Raw genomic sequence first — 15,797 nt, forward strand, 5'->3', positions numbered from 1 at the left:
TTTTGGGGTGCGCTCCACATGGGTTCCGTGGGTGAAGTCAAACCGCAGGTGATGCCGTTCACCGATCCGTTGCCGCTGCGCAGCGGCGCGAGGCTGGGCGACTACACGCTCGTCTATGAAACCTACGGCACGCTGAATGCCGACCGCAGCAATGCGGTGCTGGTGTGCCATGCGCTGAACGCGTCGCACCACGTCGCCGGCACCTACGCCGGCGAGCCGCGCAGCGAGGGCTGGTGGGACAACCTGGTGGGCCCCGGCAAGCCGCTGGACACCGACCGCTTCTTCGTGATCGGCGTCAACAACCCCGGCTCATGCTTCGGCTCGACCGGGCCGATGCACGTCGACCCGGCCACCGGTCGCGTCTACGGCGCCGACTTCCCGGTCGTCACGGTGGAAGACTGGGTCGATGCGCAGGCGCGCCTGCTCGACCGGCTGGGCATCGCGCAGCTCGCGGCGGTGCTGGGCGGCAGCCTCGGCGGCATGCAGGCGCTGAGCTGGTCGCTGCGGCACCCCGACCGGCTGCGCCATTGCATCGCGGTGGCCACCGCGCCCAACCTGTCGGCGCAGAACATCGCGTTCAACGAGGTGGCGCGGCGCGCCATCGTCACCGACCCCGAGTTCCACGGCGGCCACTACTACGGCTACCGCGTCGTGCCCAAGCGCGGGTTGCGCGTGGCGCGGATGATCGGCCACATCACCTACCTGAGCGACGACGCGATGGAGGCCAAGTTCGGCCGTGGGCTCAAGGCCGGCGCCCCGGGCTACAGCACGCAGGACATCGAGTTCGAGATCGAGAGCTACCTGCGCCACCAGGGCGACAAGTTCAGCGAGTACTTCGACGCCAACACCTACCTGCTGATCACGCGCGCGCTCGACTATTTCGACCCGGCGCGCGAGTTCGGTGGCGACCTGAGCGCGGCCTTCGCCGGCGCGCGCTGCAAGTTCCAGCTGGTCAGTTTCACGACCGACTGGCGTTTCTCGCCGGAGCGCTCGCGCGAGATCGTGCGCGCGCTGCTCGACAACCGCTTCGACGTCAGCTACGCCGAGATCGACGCGCCGCACGGGCACGACGCCTTCCTGCTCGACGACGTGCGCTACCACGGGGTGCTGCGGGCTCGCTTCGACAACATCGCGAAGGAGTTCGGGGCATGAGCGACAGGAAAGACATTGAACTCATCGCCGAGATGGTTCCGCCCGGCTCGCGCGTGCTCGACCTCGGCTGCGGCAGCGGCGAGCTGCTGGCCCACCTGCGCGACAAGCGCCAGTGCACGGGCTACGGCATCGAGATCGCCGACGCCAATGTGCTGGCCTGCACGCAGCGCGGCGTCAACGTGATCCAGCTGAACCTCGAGGAAGGCCTGTCGATGTTCGAGGACCGCAGCTTCGACGTGGTGCTGCAGCTGGACACGCTGCAGCACCTGCGCAACACCGAACGCATGCTGCTCGAGACGGCGCGCGTCGGCCGCGTGGGCATCGTCAGCTTCCCGAACTTCGCGCACTGGGCCAACCGGCTGCGCATCGCGACCGGCCGCATGCCGGTGACCAAGGCCCTGCCCTACGAGTGGTACGACACGCCGAACATCCGCGTCGGCACCTATGCCGACTTCGAGGTGCTGGCGCGCAAGAGCGGGCTGCAGATCATCGATTCTTTCGGCATCCAGAACGGCACGGTGCGCCGGCGCCGGCCGAACCTGACGGCCAGCGTCGCGGTGTTCAAGTTCGAGAAGGCCTGAGCTTCAGTCGTTCTTCAGGCGCTTGAGCAGCGCCGCACCGGTCAGCAGTTCGAGCTGGGCCTCGAGCCGGATCACCCGGCCGGTCAAATCTTCGATCTTCTGCTGCTGGGATTTCATCGCCTCCGACTGGCGGTTGACCTTGTCCTCGAGCTTGATGACGGAGGTGAACGCACTCCAGATCTTCTCGGTGACCCCCATCAAGCGGCCTTGCGCGCTGGGGTCTTGGCGGCCTTGGCTTCCATCGCGGCGATGCGCTTGTTGCTGGCGGCGATGAAGTCGAGCGCATCGTCGATCGACGCGGCAGCCCGGTCGGCGGCGGCCTTGGCCGCATCGGCCAGCGCGATCAGGTCGGCCTCGCCTTCGGTGGATTCATAGGCCGCCGCGCCGCGGCGCATCAGCTCGGAAATCGGCAGGCCGAGCCGCTCGGCCTTCGCGGCGATCGCCTTCTTCTCCTGGGACGTGGCCTGCACCACGATGCGTTCAACGGCTCCGGACACGGCGTGCTCCCGCGGAATGGGTCATGGACATGATATGTACATGATCCGCGAGGCACTGGCAAGCGCGGGGGCTCTGGGGCGCTTCGGGCTGCCCTATTCCTTGTCGTGCCCCAGCAGCGCCGCCTTCAGCAGGTGGTCGGCCGGCGCGCTGCCGACCCAGATCTTCAGCACCATCGCGAAGAACTCGGCGTCGCCCACCGGCTCGCCCTGCGGCTGGCCCATGATGTAGAAGGTGGTGCCCTTGCCGGGCACGAACTCCATCGCGAAGGTCTCGCCGGTCGCCATCTTCGAGCGGCCGGAGAAGATCTCGATCAGCCGCGTCGCCGACAAGGTGTGCTTCTGCACCATCTCCTTCGGCGAGTTCTCCGACATGCCCTTGATGAACAGGCGGCCCAGGTCGGTGCCCGGCAGGTCGCGCAGCGCGGTGAACTGCAGCCGCTTCGGGCCCGGCAGCGCCAGCAGTTCGTCGGCGGTGCCGACCTTCTTCGTCGTGTAGAGCCCGAGGTCGTAGACCTTGAAGATCGCGCGGAAACGCGTGCCGGCTCCGTTCAGCAGCAGCGGCGTGCCCTGCACCTGCATCAGCGGCTCGAACTTGGTCGAGGTGGTGGCGGCCTGCGCGGCCCCCACGGTCAGTGCCAGGGCCACGGCCAACGTGGCGGCGGCAGCATTCGTGCGGAACGGGGTCATGCGTCTCCTCGGGGCCATCTGTTTCTTGGATGGCGCCGATTATTCGGGCTTATGCCGGCCGCAACAAGCCCGCACACCCTGACTCCGCCCCGGATCGCACGATCGTTCGTGAAGCTTGGCGCGGTGATCTTTGGGGCTGGCGGCCGATTTCGCGCGAGGCCTCGACCAGCACCGAGTCGCCGAATTCGTGCGTGCGGTAGCCGCCCGCCTCGAGCGCCGCATCGGCGCGCCGCAGCAGCACGGGGTCGACGAAGGCCTGCAACAGCGCATGGTGGCTGCTGCCGGGTTCGTGCGTGCCGCTGACGATCGCATCGACCACGCGCAGCCGCGACGCCGGGCCCAGCCGCTGCGTCGCGAGGCCCATGCCCGGGCGCAGCGGCAGCGCCTGCGCGGCGGCATGTTCGAGCGCCCGCGTCACGGTCGTGCCGAGCGCGACGATGCGCCCGCCGCTGCGCCGCGTGTCGGCGATCGCCTGCACCGTGGCTTCGGGCAGGTGGTAGGGCTCGTCGAAGGGCAGCCGCGCGTCGAGGGCGACGTCGCCGGTCGACGAGATGCCGGCCGCATGCGTGAGCGTCGCGAAGCCGATCGCGCGCTCGCGCAGCGCGTGCAGCATCTGCCAGTCGAGCACGAAGCCGGCCGACGGCGGCTCGAAGGCCACCGGCAGCGCCGCCACCTGCGTCCACACGTCCCACAGCGCGAGCGGCTGAGCGACGTGCGCGTACTGGATGGGCCGGCCATGGCGGGCGATGCCGGCCCAGATCTCGTCGGGCGTGCCGGCAAAGCGCAGCTCGATCAGCCGCGGGTGGCCGAGCAGGCGTTCGACGCGCGCCTGCAGCGGCCCGAGCTGCAGCAGGTCGCCGGCGCGCAACGGTGGCGGCGCCGGGCGGTCCTCGGTGCGCGTGCGGTGGTCGCCGGCGCCGAAGACGATCGCAGTGAAGTCGCGCACCGCGTCGACCTCGAGCGAGCGGCGGCCGGCCAGGCGCACCTCGACGACGGCGCCGCTGCGTGCATGCATGCCGCCCAGGCTGGCGGGCAGCGTGGCCGCATCGTTGGCAATCAGCAGGTCGCCCGGCCGCAGGAAGCGCGCGAGCTGCGAGCGCTGCGCGTGGTGCAGCACGCCCTGGGCGTCGAGCACCAGCAGGCGCGCGTCGCGCGGGCGCTGGGTGGGTTGGTGAGCGGCTTTCATGCGAACTCCGGGTGGGCGACGGTGTTGGCGATCAGCGCGACGATGACGCGTGCCGCGTCGGCCGGCTGCTTCAGCGTGGCGGGGTCGGCGTCGGGCACGGCGGCCGCGTGCAGCGGCGTGTCCATGTCGCCGGGGTCGACCGACAGCACGCGCACGCCGTGCTCGCGCAGCTCGGCGTCCCAGATGCGGCTCAGGTGGTGCAGCGCCGCCTTGCTGGCGCCATAAGCACCCCAGCCGGGGTACGGCGTCACCGCGGCATCGCTGCTGATGTTGAGCACCAGCGCCTGCGCGCCGGTGCGGGCCGAGGCGGCCAGTGCGCCCAGCAGCGCCTTGCCGAGGCGGAACGGGCCGAGCAGGTTGGTCGCGAGCGCCGTCTCCAGGTCTTCGCAATCGGTGTCGGCCAGCAGCGCGAGCGGCACCGGGCCGAGGCTGGACGCGTTGTTGATGAGGACGTCCAGCCCGCCCAGCGCGGCGGTGACCTGCAGCGCGAGCGGGTGGATGTCGTCCTTGCGCGAGACATCGCCGGCGATGCCGTGGCTGCCGGGGATGTCCTGCGCGATTCGGCGCACGCGGGCGGCGTCGCGGGCGATGAAGGCGACGCGGGCGCCGCGCGCCGACAGCGCGCGCACCAGCGCCAGGCCGAGGCCGGAGGTGCCGCCGGTCACCGCGATGCGCAGGCCGGCGATGGGATCGTCTCGAAGGGTGTTCATGGAAGGCTCCGTGGAGTGATGGCTGCACGATAGGCAGCGTGGTCCGCGGCGCCCAGCGGGCGGTCCGTCAGATTGGCGAAGCGTCCGATCCGCCGTCATCTGGTGACAATGCATGCCATGGATGAGCCCTCCGACCCGACCGCCAGCCACCTGGCCCGCAACCTCGTCAGCCTGCGCCATGCACGCGGCCTGACGCAGGACGGGCTCGCCAAGGCCGCCTCGCTGCCGCGTTCGACGATGGCCACGCTGGAGTCCGGTGACGGCAACCCGTCGCTGGCGGTGCTGGTGAAGGTGGCCGGTGCGCTGGGCGTGCCGATCGACGAGCTGCTGGCCTCGCCGCGCGCGATGGTGCGCCACTGGGCCGCCGACGAGGTCGCGCTGCGCAGCCGGCCGGCCGGGCGCGGGCGCGGCGTGCGGCTGCGGGTGCTGATCCCGGAGTCGGTGCCCGATGAAATGATGGAGGTGATGGACTTCGAGCCCGGCGCGGTGATGGGTGGCACGCCGCACCTGCCGGGCACGCGCGAGTTCTTCACCTGCCTGGACGGGCGCGTGAACCTGATGGTGGCGGGCGAGCGCTATGCGCTCAGCGAGGGCGAGGTGCTGGCCTTCCCGGGGAACCTGCCGCATTCGTATCAGAACGCCGATGCACAAGAACCCGCGCGCGGCATCTCGCTCGTGGTGCTCGCGAAAGCAGGCGTTTAGCGGCGTGGGGCGTTCCCGGATTGGCATCCGGGCTACCCCGTGTTCGCAGCCCGGATGCCAATCCGGGATCTCCGCACCAAGCCGCGGGTTCGGCGAAGGCGCGGGCGGGCAGGCTGGGGAGCGCCAATAGGGATGGGGCGCCGGAGCTGGCTGCTTTCAAGGCCCGCGTGCGCAGCACGCTTCGTGATCTGACTGTCGCCGACTGTTTGACCACAGCGAGCGCAGCGAGCGGCGGGAGTTTCGGCGACGGGCCTTGAAAGCAGTCAGCGCAGGGAAGTCGAAGACCGCCCCATCCGGCGCGCCCCAGCCTGCCCGCCCGCGCCTTTGCCCGCGCCTTCGCGCGCGCCATCACCGCGACCCTCTCTTCTGTGGGGATTGCACCCCACCCCTATGCTTGCGCCCGCAATTCCGCACCCGAGGAGAAATTCGAATGACATTCACGTCCTGGATTCGCAACGGCGCTGCCGCCCTCACCGGCGCGCTGGTCCTGGCGACGGCTGCCCAGGCCGGCGCCCCGCAAGTCAAGACGCAGGCGCCCGGCTTCTACCGCATGATGCTGGGCGACATCGAGGTGACCGCGCTGTTCGACGGCACCATCGACCTGCAGCCCAAGCAGCTGCTGACCAACACGACGCAGAAGGACGTCGGCAAGCTGCTCGACAAGGGCTTCCAGAAGGACGTCGTGCCGACCTCGGTCGACGGCTACCTGATCAACACCGGCAGCAAGCTGGTGCTGGTGGACACCGGCGCCGGCAACCTGTTCGGCCCGACGGTGGGCAACCTGGTCGCCAACCTGAAGGCCTCCGGCTACCAGCCCGAGCAGGTCGACGAGATCTACATCACCCACATGCACGGCGACCACGTCGGCGGCCTCGCGGCCGACGGCAAGCTGGTGTTCCCCAACGCCATCGTGCGCGCCGACCAGCACGATGCCGACTTCTGGCTCAGCAAGGAGAACCTCGACAAGGCCCCGGAGGCGATGAAGGGCTTCTTCCAGGGCGCACAAGCATCGCTGAACCCGTACGTCAGCGCCGGCAAGTTCAAGGCCTTCGACGGCGAGACCGACCTGGTGCCCGGCGTGCGCGCCATCGCCGCGCGCGGCCACACGCCCGGCCATTCGATCTACGCGGTCGAATCCAAGGGGCGCAAGCTGGTGCTGTGGGGCGACCTGATGCACGTGGCGGCAGTGCAGTTCCCGCAGCCGCAGATCACGATCTCGTTCGACACCGACTCGAAGTCGGCCGCAATCCAGCGCAAGAAGGCGTATGCGGAAGCCGCGAAGGAAGGCTACCTCGTGGCTGCCGCGCACCTGCCGTTCCCGGGGATCGGGCACATCCGGGCCGAAGGGCGCGGGTATGTGTGGGTGCCGGTGGACTACCAGCAGATTCGCTGAGTTCGAGCGACGAATCCCGGATTCGCATCCGGGTTACGTGACGACCACCTGGACGCCGAGGGATTCCACCTCGGGCCAGGCTCGGTCGCTGACCAGCGTGTGCACGTCGCGCCACTGCGCGACCGCGAACGGCGACACGTTGCTCTGCTTCGAGTGATCGGCCAGCACCATCGTGCGCGCCGCGGCGCCGATCATCGCGCGCTTGGTCGCCGCATCGGCCTCGTCGGTGACGGTGACGCCCATCGCCAGGTCGACCGAGCATGCGCCCGGCACCGCCCAGTCGGCCCGGCACTGCAGCAGCATCTCGCGCGCCGCCGGCCCCCACAGCGCACGCGCCTGCGGATGCCAGGTGCCGCCGGTCAACACCAGCTGCACACCCGGCTCGCGGTCGAACAGCGCCGCGACATCGAGCGCATTCGTGATCACCGTCAGCGGCCGCGCCTTCAGCTCGCGCGCCAGGCTCAATGACGTCGACCCAGCATCGATGATCACCGTCTGCCCCGGCTCGATGAGTGCCGCGCCGGCCCGCCCGATCGCCTGCTTCGCATCGGCCATCACCCCGGCGCGCCCGGCGAAATCCAGCCGCGCCGTGTCCAGCGACACCGCCCCGCCATGCGTCTTGTGCAAGGCCCCCTGGGCCTGCAGATCGAGCAGGTCGCGGCGGATCGTGTGCTCGGAAACGCCCATCATCCGAGCAAGGTCGAGCACCTCGACCCGGCCTTTCTCCTGCAACAGCTTCAGCGTCCGGGCCCGGCGTTCTTCGCCGAACCAAGGGGGAGCGGGGGTTTTGCGAACCATGGTGGCGAAAGTGTAGCTTGCCTGGCCCCATTGAATGCTCTAATATGCTCGAAATTGATCGATTTCGCTTGACCGAGCATCCCCTTGGAGCAACCCATGTCCACCCCCACGCCCGCCTCGCGGGCCGAACACGTCGCGATGGCGGCCGTGTTCTTCGCCAACGGCGCCGGCTTCGCGAGCTGGGTTTCGCGCATCCCGGCGGTGCGCGACGCGCTCACGCTGAGCGAGGGCCAGCTCGGCATGGCGCTGCTGGCAATGGGGGGCGGCGCGCTGCTGTCGTTCCAGCTCGCCGGCCGCGGCATCGGCCAGCTCGGCGCGCGCACGCTGACGCTGGCCACCGGCTTCATCTACTGCTTCCTGCTGCCGCAGCCGGTGCTGGTGGGCTCGCTGCCGGCGCTCGCGTTCACGCTGTTCCTGTTCGGCGCCGCCAACGGCGCGATGGACGTCGCGATGAACGCGCTGGCGGTCGAGGTCGAGGCGCGCCGCGGCAAGCCCATCATGTCCGGGCTGCACGGGCTGTGGAGCGCCGGCGGCCTGTGCGGCGCGACGCTCGGCGGCACGATGGCGCACCACGGCATCGCGCCCGGCGTGCACCTCGGTGCCGTCGCGGTCGTGCTGGCGCTGATCCTGCTGGGTGCACGGCGCTGGCTGCCGGCCACGCCGCCGAAACCGGCCGAGCCGGGCCCCCACTTCGCGATGCCCGAGCCGGGCATGCTGGGCCTGGGCGCGATCGTGTTCTGCGCCTTCCTGATCGAAGGCGGCATGGCCGACTGGAGCGCGGTGTATGTGAAGGACGGCCTTGGCCGCACCGCGGCGCTCGGCGCCTTCGGCTATGCCGCGTTCGCCTTCGCGATGATGGGCCTGCGCCTGGCCGGCGACCGGCTGACGACGCTGTGGCGCCCGTCGACGCTGCTGCGCATCGGCAACGCGGTGGCGGCGCTGGTGCTGGCCGCGGCCCTGTGGACGCAGCACACCGGCTGGACCATGGTGGCCTTCGTGAGCGTCGGCCTCGGCGTCGCGACGGTGGCTCCGCTGGTGTTCGGCGCCGCCGCCCGGCGCTCGAAGCGCGGCGCCGGCCACGGCATTGCCGCGATGGCCACGCTCGGCTACGGCGGCTTCCTGCTCGGCCCGCCGCTGATCGGCTGGCTGGCCCAGCTGACCAGCCTGCGCTTCGCGCTGCTGGTGCTGGCCGGGCTGGCGGCCGTCATCGCGACGCTGGCCCAGCACCTCGACGAGCCGGCGCCTTCGCTGCAGGCGCATCCGGCGCGGGCCTGACGGGCGGCGGCGCCATGCCGGCCAGGTAGCCCTCGAACACCTGCCGCCCCACCTTCACCAGGTCGAACGACTCGGGCGCCAGCAGCCAGCTGCGGATCAGCCCGTCGGTCAGCGCATGCAGGCCCAGCGCGACCGTGCGGCCCGGTGCGCGCAGCGCGATCTGCCCGCGCTGCACCGCGCGCTTCAGCGCGCTCTCGACGTGCACCAGCATCTCGTCGTGCACCTGCAGGTGGCGCTCCCACACCTTGTGCAGCTCGTCGACGTACTCGACCTTGTGGGTCGCGATGAAGAACACCCGCCGCACCTGCGGGTCGTGCACCGTCTTGCGAAGGGCATCGACAAAGCTTTCCAGAATGTGATCCACTGGCGCGTCCAACTGCGGGTCGTCACTCGCGTGCACCATCTGCTCCATCGGCAGGGTCACGCGCAGCAGCATCGCGTTGAAGAGGTCCGCCTTGTCCTTGAAGTGCCAGTAGATGGCGCCCCGGGTCAGGCCGGCCGCGAGCGCGATGTCGTTGAGCGAAGTGCGCGACACCCCACGCTCCTGGAACACCAGCTCGGCGGTGTCCAGGATGTGGCTGCGGGTGGCCTGGGCCTCTTCTTTCGTTCGGCGCGCCATCGCGGTGGCGACTCCTTCGGTCATAGGCAGCCGGTCAGTGCGCCGCAAGCGCGGGCCGGCTACCGTGTAGGTAAAGGGACGTTTACATTCAGTCGTGTATGTATACTAACCCGCAATGCTGGCAAGTCCATCCGGGTTTCGCGCCCGGGTCCGCGAATTGCCGGTGCCCCACCAGTTCTCCAGGCGCCCGCGGCGGGCGCAGCATCCGGAAGGGATTTGCATGTCTGCGTTGAAAAGCGTCGCGGCGGAAAGTGCTGCTGTTGTGTTCAAGGCGCTGCCGGTGGCAGTGGCGATCGTGATGCTGGTGGCCTGTGGGGCCAAGGACGGAGCCGGCGCGCCCGGTGGCGGTGCCGCAGGCGGAGCGGGTGCCCCGCCGCCGCCCGAGGTGGGGGTCGTGACGGTGGCGCCGCGCGAGGTCGGCCTCGTCACCGAGCTGCCGGGCCGGCTCGAGGCCTCGCGCGTCGCGCAGGTGCGCGCGCGCGCCGCCGGCATCCTGCAGAAGCGGCTGTTCCGCGAAGGCAGCGACGTGAAGCAGGGCCAGGCGCTGTTCCAGATCGACTCGGCGCCCTACGTCGCCAGCCAGCAGAGCGCCCAGGCCTCGCTGGCCCGCGCGCAGGCCAACCTGGTGCAGGCCACGGCGCAGGCCGAGCGCTACAAGCCGCTGATGGAAGCCAACGCGATCAGCAAGCAGGACTTCGTGAACGCCGTCGCGGCGCAGAAGACCGCCGAGGCCGACGTGGCCGCCGGCCGCGCCGCGCTGCAGACCGCGCAGATCAACCTCGGCTATGCCGCGGTCACCGCGCCGATCTCGGGCCGCATCGGCCGCGCACTGGTCACCGAAGGCGCGCTGGTCGGCCAGGGCGAGGCGACCCAGCTGGCCGTGGTGCAGCAGATCAACCCGATGTACGTGAACTTCACGCAGTCGACCACCGAGGTGCTGAAGCTGCGCAAGGCGCTCGAGGCCGGCAAGCTCAAGCGCGCCGGCACCGAGGCCGCCGCGGTGCGCGTGGTGCTCGAAGACGGCACCGAATACGACAAGACCGGCAAGCTGCTGTTCACCGACCTGACGGTCGACCCGAGCTCGGGCCAGGTGACGCTGCGTGCCGAGCTGCCGAACGCCGACGGCCTGCTGCTGCCCGGCATGTACGTGCGCGTGCGCATCGAGCAGGCCCAGCTGGACGACGCGATCACGTTGCCGCAGCAGGCCGTCACGCGCAGCAACCAGGGCGACAGCGTCACGGTGGTGGGCGCCGACGGCAAGATCGCGCCGCGCCCGGTCAAGCTGGGTTCGGCCGCGCAGGGCGGCCAGTGGGTCGTGCTCGAGGGCCTGAAGCCCGGCGAGCAGGTGATGGTCGACGGCTTCCAGAAGCTGCGCGGCCCCGGTCCGGTGAAGCCGGTGCCGTGGCAGCCGCATGCCGCCGCGAAGGCCGCATCCGCACCCGCCTCCGCCGCGTCCGGCAGCTGACGCCAGGACCTCCCCCGACAGAACCAGCGAGCCTTCCTCCATGGCCAAGTTCTTCATCGATCGCCCCATCTTCGCGTGGGTGATCGCGCTGTTCATCATCGTGCTGGGCAGCGTGGCGGTCACGCAGCTGCCCGTCTCGCAGTACCCGCCGGTCGCACCGCCCTCCATCGTCGTGTCGGCCACCTACCCCGGGGCCTCGGCGCAGACGCTGGAAGACAGCGTGATCAGCGTCATCGAGCAGGAGCTGAACGGCTCGCCCGGGTTGATCTACATGGAATCGGTCAGCCAGGCCAACGGCACCGGCTCGATCACCATCAGCTTCGAGCCCGGCACCAACCCCGACCTGGCCCAGGTCGACGTGCAGAACCGCCTGAGCCGCGCCGCACCGCGCCTGCCGGCCGCCGTGACGCAGCAGGGCGTGCGCGTCGACAAGGCGCGCTCGAACTTCCTGCTGTTCACGATCCTGTCCTCCGACAACCCGGCCTTCGACCCGATCGCGCTCGGGGACTACGCCTCGCGCACCGTGCTGCCCGAGATCCAGCGCATCCCCGGCGTCGGCCAGGCGCAGCTGTTCGGCACCGAGCGCGCGATGCGCGTCTGGATCGACCCGGCCAGGCTGGTCGGCTTCAACCTGTCGGCCAGCGACGTCGCGAACGCGATCCGCGCGCAGAACGCGCAGGTCTCGTCGGGCACCATCGGCGACCTGCCGAACCTGCCCGGCCAGGCCATCTTCGCGACCGTCGTCGTCAACGGCCAGCTGACCAACGTCGAGCAGTTCGGCAACATCGTGCTGCGCGCGAACGCCGACGGCTCGACGGTGCGCCTGAAGGATGTTGCACGCATCGAGCTCGGCGCCCAGACCTATGCCACCTCGGCGCGCCTGAACGGCAAGCCGTCGACCGGCATCGGCGTGCAGCTGTCGCCGAGCGGCAATGCGCTGGCCACCGCCACCGCGATCCGCAAGCGCCTGGACGAGCTGGCGCGCTACTTCCCGCAGGGTGTCAAGTACAGCGTGCCCTACGACAGCTCGCGCTTCGTCAAGATCTCGATCTCGCAGGTGGTGGAGACGCTGCTCGAGGCCGTCGCGCTGGTGTTCGTCGTGATGTACCTGTTCCTGCAGAACTGGCGCTACACCGTGATCCCGACGCTGGTGGTGCCGATCGCGCTGCTGGGCACCTTCGGCGCGCTGCTCGGCCTGGGTTTCTCGATCAACGTGCTGACGATGTTCGGCATGGTGCTGGTGATCGGCATCGTGGTGGACGATGCGATCGTCGTGGTCGAGAACGTCGAGCGCATCATGAGCGAGGAGGGGCTGTCGCCGCGCGAGGCCACGCGCAAGGCGATGGGCCAGATCTCGGGCGCCATCATCGGCGTGACGGTGGTGCTGATCTCGGTGTTCGTGCCGCTCGCGTTCTTCAGCGGCTCGGTGGGCAACATCTACCGCCAGTTCTCGGCGGTGATGGTGGCGTCGATCGGGCTGTCGGCCTTCCTGGCGCTGTCGCTGACGCCGGCCTTGTGCGCCACGCTGCTGCAGCCGGTCGAGGCCGGCCACCACCACGAGAAGACCGGCTTCTTCGGCTGGTTCAACCGCGGCTTCTCGCGCACCGCGAAGGGCTACGAAGGCTGGGTCGCGCGCATCCTGAAGCGCGCCGGCCGCTACCTGATCGTCTACGTGGCGATCATCGCGGCGGTGGGCTGGTTCTTCTCGCGCCTGCCCAGTTCGTTCCTGCCGGCCGAGGACCAGGGCTACCTGATCGTCAACGTGCAGCTGCCCCCGGGCGCCACCGTGAACCGAACGGTCGAGGTGATGCAGCAGGTCGAGGGCTTCATCCTGAAGCAGCCCGAGGTGCAGAGCATGGTCGGCGTGCTGGGCTTCAGCTTCTCGGGCCAGGGCCAGAACGCCGGCCTCGCGTTCGTCACGCTGAAAGACTGGGACGAGCGCAAGGGCCACGGCCATGCGGCCCAGGACGTGGCGGGCCGCGCGTTCGGCGCGCTGATGGGCGTGCGCGATGCGTTCATCTTCCCGCTCAGCCCGCCGCCGATCCCCGAGTTGGGCACCGCCTCGGGCTTCGCGTTCCGGCTGCAGGACCGCGGCGGCAACGGCCACGCGGCGCTGCTGGCAGCGCGCAACCAGCTGCTCGGGATGGCGGCGCAGAGCAAGATCGTCGCGGGCGTGCGCCCGGACGGCCTGGAAGACGCGTCGCAGCTGCAGATCGACATCGACCGCGACAAGGCGAACGCGCTGGGCGTCGGCTTCGATTCGATCAACGCGACCATCTCGACCGCGCTCGGCTCGGCCTACATCAACGACTTCCCGAACGCCGGTCGCCTGCAGCGCGTGGTGGTTCAGGCCGATGCGCCGGCGCGCATGCAGCCCGAAGACCTGCTGCGGCTGAACGCACTGAACGGCAAGGGCCAGCCGGTGCCGCTGTCGGCGTTCGCGACCACGCGCTGGGTCAGCGGCCCGGTGCAGACCATCCGCTACAACGGCTACCCGACGATGCGCCTGGCCGGCGATGCCGCGCCCGGGCGCAGCACCGGCGAGGCGATGGACGAGATGGAGCGGCTCGCGGGCCAGTTGCCGCCGGGCTTCGCGTTCGAATGGACCGGCCAGTCGCGCGAGGAAAAGCTGTCGGGCTCGACCGCGTTCATCCTGCTCGGTTTCTCGCTGCTGGCGGTGTTCCTGTGCCTGGCGGCGCTGTACGAGAGCTGGTCGATCCCGCTGTCGGTGATCCTGGTGGTGCCGCTCGGCGTGCTGGGCGTGGTGCTGGCCGCCACCTTCCGCGGGCTGTCGAACGACATCTACTTCAAGGTCGGCCTGATCACGGTGATCGGGCTGAGCGCGAAGAACGCGGTGCTGATCATCGAGTTCGCGAAAGACCTGCATGCGCAGGGCAAGGGCATCGTCGAGGCGGTGCTCGAGGCGGCGCACCTGCGCTTCCGGCCGATCCTGATGACCTCGATGGCCTTCATCCTGGGCGTGCTGCCGCTGGTGGTGGCCTCGGGCGCGGGCTCGGCCAGCCAGCGCGCGATCGGCACCGGCGTGATGGGCGGCATGTTCACCGCGACGCTGCTGGCGGTGTTCTTCGTGCCGGTGTTCTTCGTCGTCGTGCGACGCATCTTCAAGGGCAGCGAGCGGCAGCGCCGCATGTACGCCCACGAACTCGACGGCAAGCCGGCCCCTGCGGCAGCGGCTGCGCCGAAGGATGGTTCCCATGAGTGAATCCCGGACCCTGCGCGGTGCGGCCCTGCTGGCGAGCACGCTGCTCGCCGCCGGCTGCACGATGATCCCGACCTACGAGCGCCCGCCGGCGCCGGTGGCCGGCTCCTTCGCCGGCGAGGCGACGACGCCGCGCCCCGGCCCGAAGGCAAGCGACATCGAGTGGCAGAGCTACTTCGCCGACGAGCGGCTGAAGCGCCTGATCGACCTGGCGCTGAAGAACAACCGCGACCTGCGCATCGCGGTGCTGAACATCGAGCAGGCGCGGGCGCAGTACCAGATCAAGCGCGCCGACGAGTGGCCGACGGTGGCCGCGGCGGCCAACGGCCAGCGCGTGACGACCGGCAACGACAGCATCAGCAGCACCTACAGCGCGGGGCTGGCGGTCACGGCCTACGAACTCGACCTGTTCGGCCGCGTGCGCAGCCTGAGCCAGGTGGCGGTGGCACAGTACCTGGCCACCGAGGAGACGCGCAAGGCGGTGCAGATCAGCCTGATCGCGGCGGTGGCGAACGGCTATTTCACGCTGCTGGCCGACGACGAGCTGCTGGAGGTGACGAAGCAGACGCTGAAGACGCGCGAGGATTCGCAGAAGCTGACGCGGCTGAAGTTCGACAACGGCGCCAGCTCCGAGCTCGACCTGCGCCAGGCCGAATCGCTGCTCGAGGCGGCGCGCGTGGCGCTTGCGCAGCAGACGCGCCAGCGCACGCTGGACGAGAACGCGCTGGTGCTGCTGCTGGGCCAATCGATCCCGGACGACCTGCCGCCGGGCGTGTCGCTGGTGGCCGACCAGGTGCTGCCCGAGGTGCCGGCCGGGTTGCCGTCGGACCTGCTGAACCGCCGGCCCGACCTGCGCGCGGCCGAGCAGCAGCTGATCGCGGCCAATGCCAACATCGGCGCGGCGCGTGCGGCCTTCTTCCCGCGCATCACGCTGACCGGGCTGGTCGGCTCGGTGAGCACCGAGCTGTCAGGGCTGTTCAAGAGCGGGTCGTTCGGCTGGAGCTTCCAGCCGCAGGCCTCGCTGCCGCTGTTCGATGCGGGGCGCAACCAGGCCAACCTCGAGAGCGCGAAGGCCGGGCGCGAGATCGCGGTGGCGCAGTACGAGAAGGCGATCCAGACGGCGTTCCGCGAGGTTTCGGATTCGCTGGCCGGTCGCGCGACGCTGGGCGAGCAGGCGCGGGCGCAGCGCGCGCAGGCGGATGCCGAGCAGGCACGCTACCGGCTGGCCGACCTGCGCTACCGCAACGGCGCGGCCAGCTACCTGGACGTGCTGGACGCGCAGCGCTCGCTGTTCGCCGCGCAGCAGGCGGTGGTGCAGGTGCAGGCGGCGCAGGCGCAAAACCTGGTGACGCTGTACAAGACGCTGGGTGGTGGGTGGAAGGAACCCGCGGCATCGACGAATTGATGTAGCCCGGATGCCAATCCGGGGTTTCGGCGCTGGCGCGAGCGAAGGCGCGTGTGGGGAGGGTGGGGCGCGCCTTCGCCGACACAGCAGCTTCCTGCGAACATCCC

General features: G+C 70.1%; 15 protein-coding genes. 8 read left to right on the forward strand and 7 right to left on the reverse strand.

What is annotated here, in order from left to right:
- Positions 1–18: 18 nt before the first annotated feature.
- Positions 19–1,152 carry a homoserine O-succinyltransferase MetX gene (gene metX / locus AC1DYN_RS05875; protein WP_477958180.1) on the forward strand — a complete coding sequence of 378 codons (1,134 nt, stop codon included), beginning with the start codon at positions 19–21 and terminating at the stop codon, positions 1,150–1,152.
- A complete protein-coding gene (gene metW / locus AC1DYN_RS05880; protein ID WP_477958181.1) occupies positions 1,149–1,733 on the forward strand; it encodes a methionine biosynthesis protein MetW in 585 nt (194 codons plus the stop codon). The genes metX and metW overlap by 4 nt, the downstream gene beginning before the upstream one ends.
- Before the next feature lie 3 nt (positions 1,734–1,736).
- Here the strand turns inward: metW and AC1DYN_RS05885 are convergent, their stop codons facing one another.
- From AC1DYN_RS05885 to AC1DYN_RS05905, 5 genes are all read right to left on the reverse strand, one after another.
- A complete protein-coding gene (locus tag AC1DYN_RS05885; RefSeq protein WP_477958182.1) occupies positions 1,737–1,931 on the reverse strand; it encodes a hypothetical protein in 195 nt (64 codons plus the stop codon).
- Positions 1,931–2,230 carry a hypothetical protein gene (locus tag AC1DYN_RS05890; protein WP_477958183.1) on the reverse strand — a complete coding sequence of 100 codons (300 nt, stop codon included), beginning with the start codon at positions 2,228–2,230 and terminating at the stop codon, positions 1,931–1,933. The genes AC1DYN_RS05885 and AC1DYN_RS05890 overlap by 1 nt, the downstream gene beginning before the upstream one ends.
- A gap of 93 nt (positions 2,231–2,323) precedes the next feature.
- Positions 2,324–2,917 carry a chalcone isomerase family protein gene (locus AC1DYN_RS05895; protein WP_477958184.1) on the reverse strand — a complete coding sequence of 198 codons (594 nt, stop codon included), beginning with the start codon at positions 2,915–2,917 and terminating at the stop codon, positions 2,324–2,326.
- Positions 2,918–2,966: 49 nt separating this feature from the next.
- Positions 2,967–4,103, reverse strand: coding sequence for an S-adenosylmethionine:tRNA ribosyltransferase-isomerase (locus AC1DYN_RS05900; protein ID WP_477958185.1), 1,137 nt, complete (start codon positions 4,101–4,103; stop codon positions 2,967–2,969).
- Positions 4,100–4,813: an SDR family NAD(P)-dependent oxidoreductase gene (locus tag AC1DYN_RS05905; protein ID WP_477958186.1), complete on the reverse strand. Its 714-nt coding sequence runs from the start codon at positions 4,811–4,813 to the stop codon at positions 4,100–4,102. The genes AC1DYN_RS05900 and AC1DYN_RS05905 overlap by 4 nt, the downstream gene beginning before the upstream one ends.
- Positions 4,814–4,930: 117 nt before the next feature.
- On the opposite strand from AC1DYN_RS05905, the gene AC1DYN_RS05910 reads away from it, so the two are divergent.
- Both AC1DYN_RS05910 and AC1DYN_RS05915 read left to right on the forward strand, forming a co-directional pair.
- Complete coding sequence (locus tag AC1DYN_RS05910) at positions 4,931–5,515, forward strand: helix-turn-helix domain-containing protein (protein WP_477958187.1); 585 nt, start codon at positions 4,931–4,933, stop codon at positions 5,513–5,515.
- A gap of 430 nt (positions 5,516–5,945) precedes the next feature.
- Positions 5,946–6,908: an MBL fold metallo-hydrolase gene (locus AC1DYN_RS05915; protein ID WP_477958188.1), complete on the forward strand. Its 963-nt coding sequence runs from the start codon at positions 5,946–5,948 to the stop codon at positions 6,906–6,908.
- A 33-nt stretch (positions 6,909–6,941) separates the two neighbouring features.
- Here AC1DYN_RS05915 and AC1DYN_RS05920 read toward each other — a convergent pair whose 3' ends face one another.
- On the reverse strand, positions 6,942–7,706 hold the full coding sequence (locus tag AC1DYN_RS05920; protein WP_477958189.1) for a DeoR/GlpR family DNA-binding transcription regulator: 765 nt from the start codon (positions 7,704–7,706) through the stop codon (positions 6,942–6,944).
- 96 nt (positions 7,707–7,802) lie between these two features.
- Here AC1DYN_RS05920 and AC1DYN_RS05925 point away from each other — a divergent pair, with 96 nt between their 5' ends.
- Positions 7,803–8,981 (forward strand): MFS transporter, encoded by a 1,179-nt coding sequence (locus AC1DYN_RS05925; protein WP_477958190.1) that lies wholly within the window; start codon positions 7,803–7,805, stop codon positions 8,979–8,981.
- On the opposite strand, the gene AC1DYN_RS05930 is transcribed toward AC1DYN_RS05925, so the two are convergent.
- Positions 8,911–9,624, reverse strand: coding sequence for a TetR family transcriptional regulator (locus AC1DYN_RS05930; RefSeq protein WP_477958191.1), 714 nt, complete (start codon positions 9,622–9,624; stop codon positions 8,911–8,913). The genes AC1DYN_RS05925 and AC1DYN_RS05930 overlap by 71 nt on opposite strands.
- 196 nt (positions 9,625–9,820) lie before the next feature.
- Between AC1DYN_RS05930 and AC1DYN_RS05935 the strand changes: the two genes are divergently transcribed.
- Genes AC1DYN_RS05935 through AC1DYN_RS05945 form a run of 3 tightly spaced genes read left to right on the forward strand, consistent with a single transcriptional unit; the run spans position 9,821 to position 15,690 of the window.
- Entirely contained in the window at positions 9,821–11,065 is a 1,245-nt protein-coding gene (locus tag AC1DYN_RS05935; RefSeq protein ID WP_477958192.1) for an efflux RND transporter periplasmic adaptor subunit, read from the forward strand.
- Positions 11,066–11,105: 40 nt separating this feature from the next.
- Entirely contained in the window at positions 11,106–14,288 is a 3,183-nt protein-coding gene (locus tag AC1DYN_RS05940) for an efflux RND transporter permease subunit (RefSeq protein ID WP_477958193.1), read from the forward strand.
- On the forward strand, positions 14,281–15,690 hold the full coding sequence (locus AC1DYN_RS05945; protein ID WP_477958194.1) for an efflux transporter outer membrane subunit: 1,410 nt from the start codon (positions 14,281–14,283) through the stop codon (positions 15,688–15,690). Before AC1DYN_RS05940 ends, AC1DYN_RS05945 begins: the two co-directional genes overlap by 8 nt.
- Positions 15,691–15,797 lie beyond the last annotated feature (107 nt).

The organism is Rhizobacter sp. P2_D12 (genome assembly GCF_056404395.1).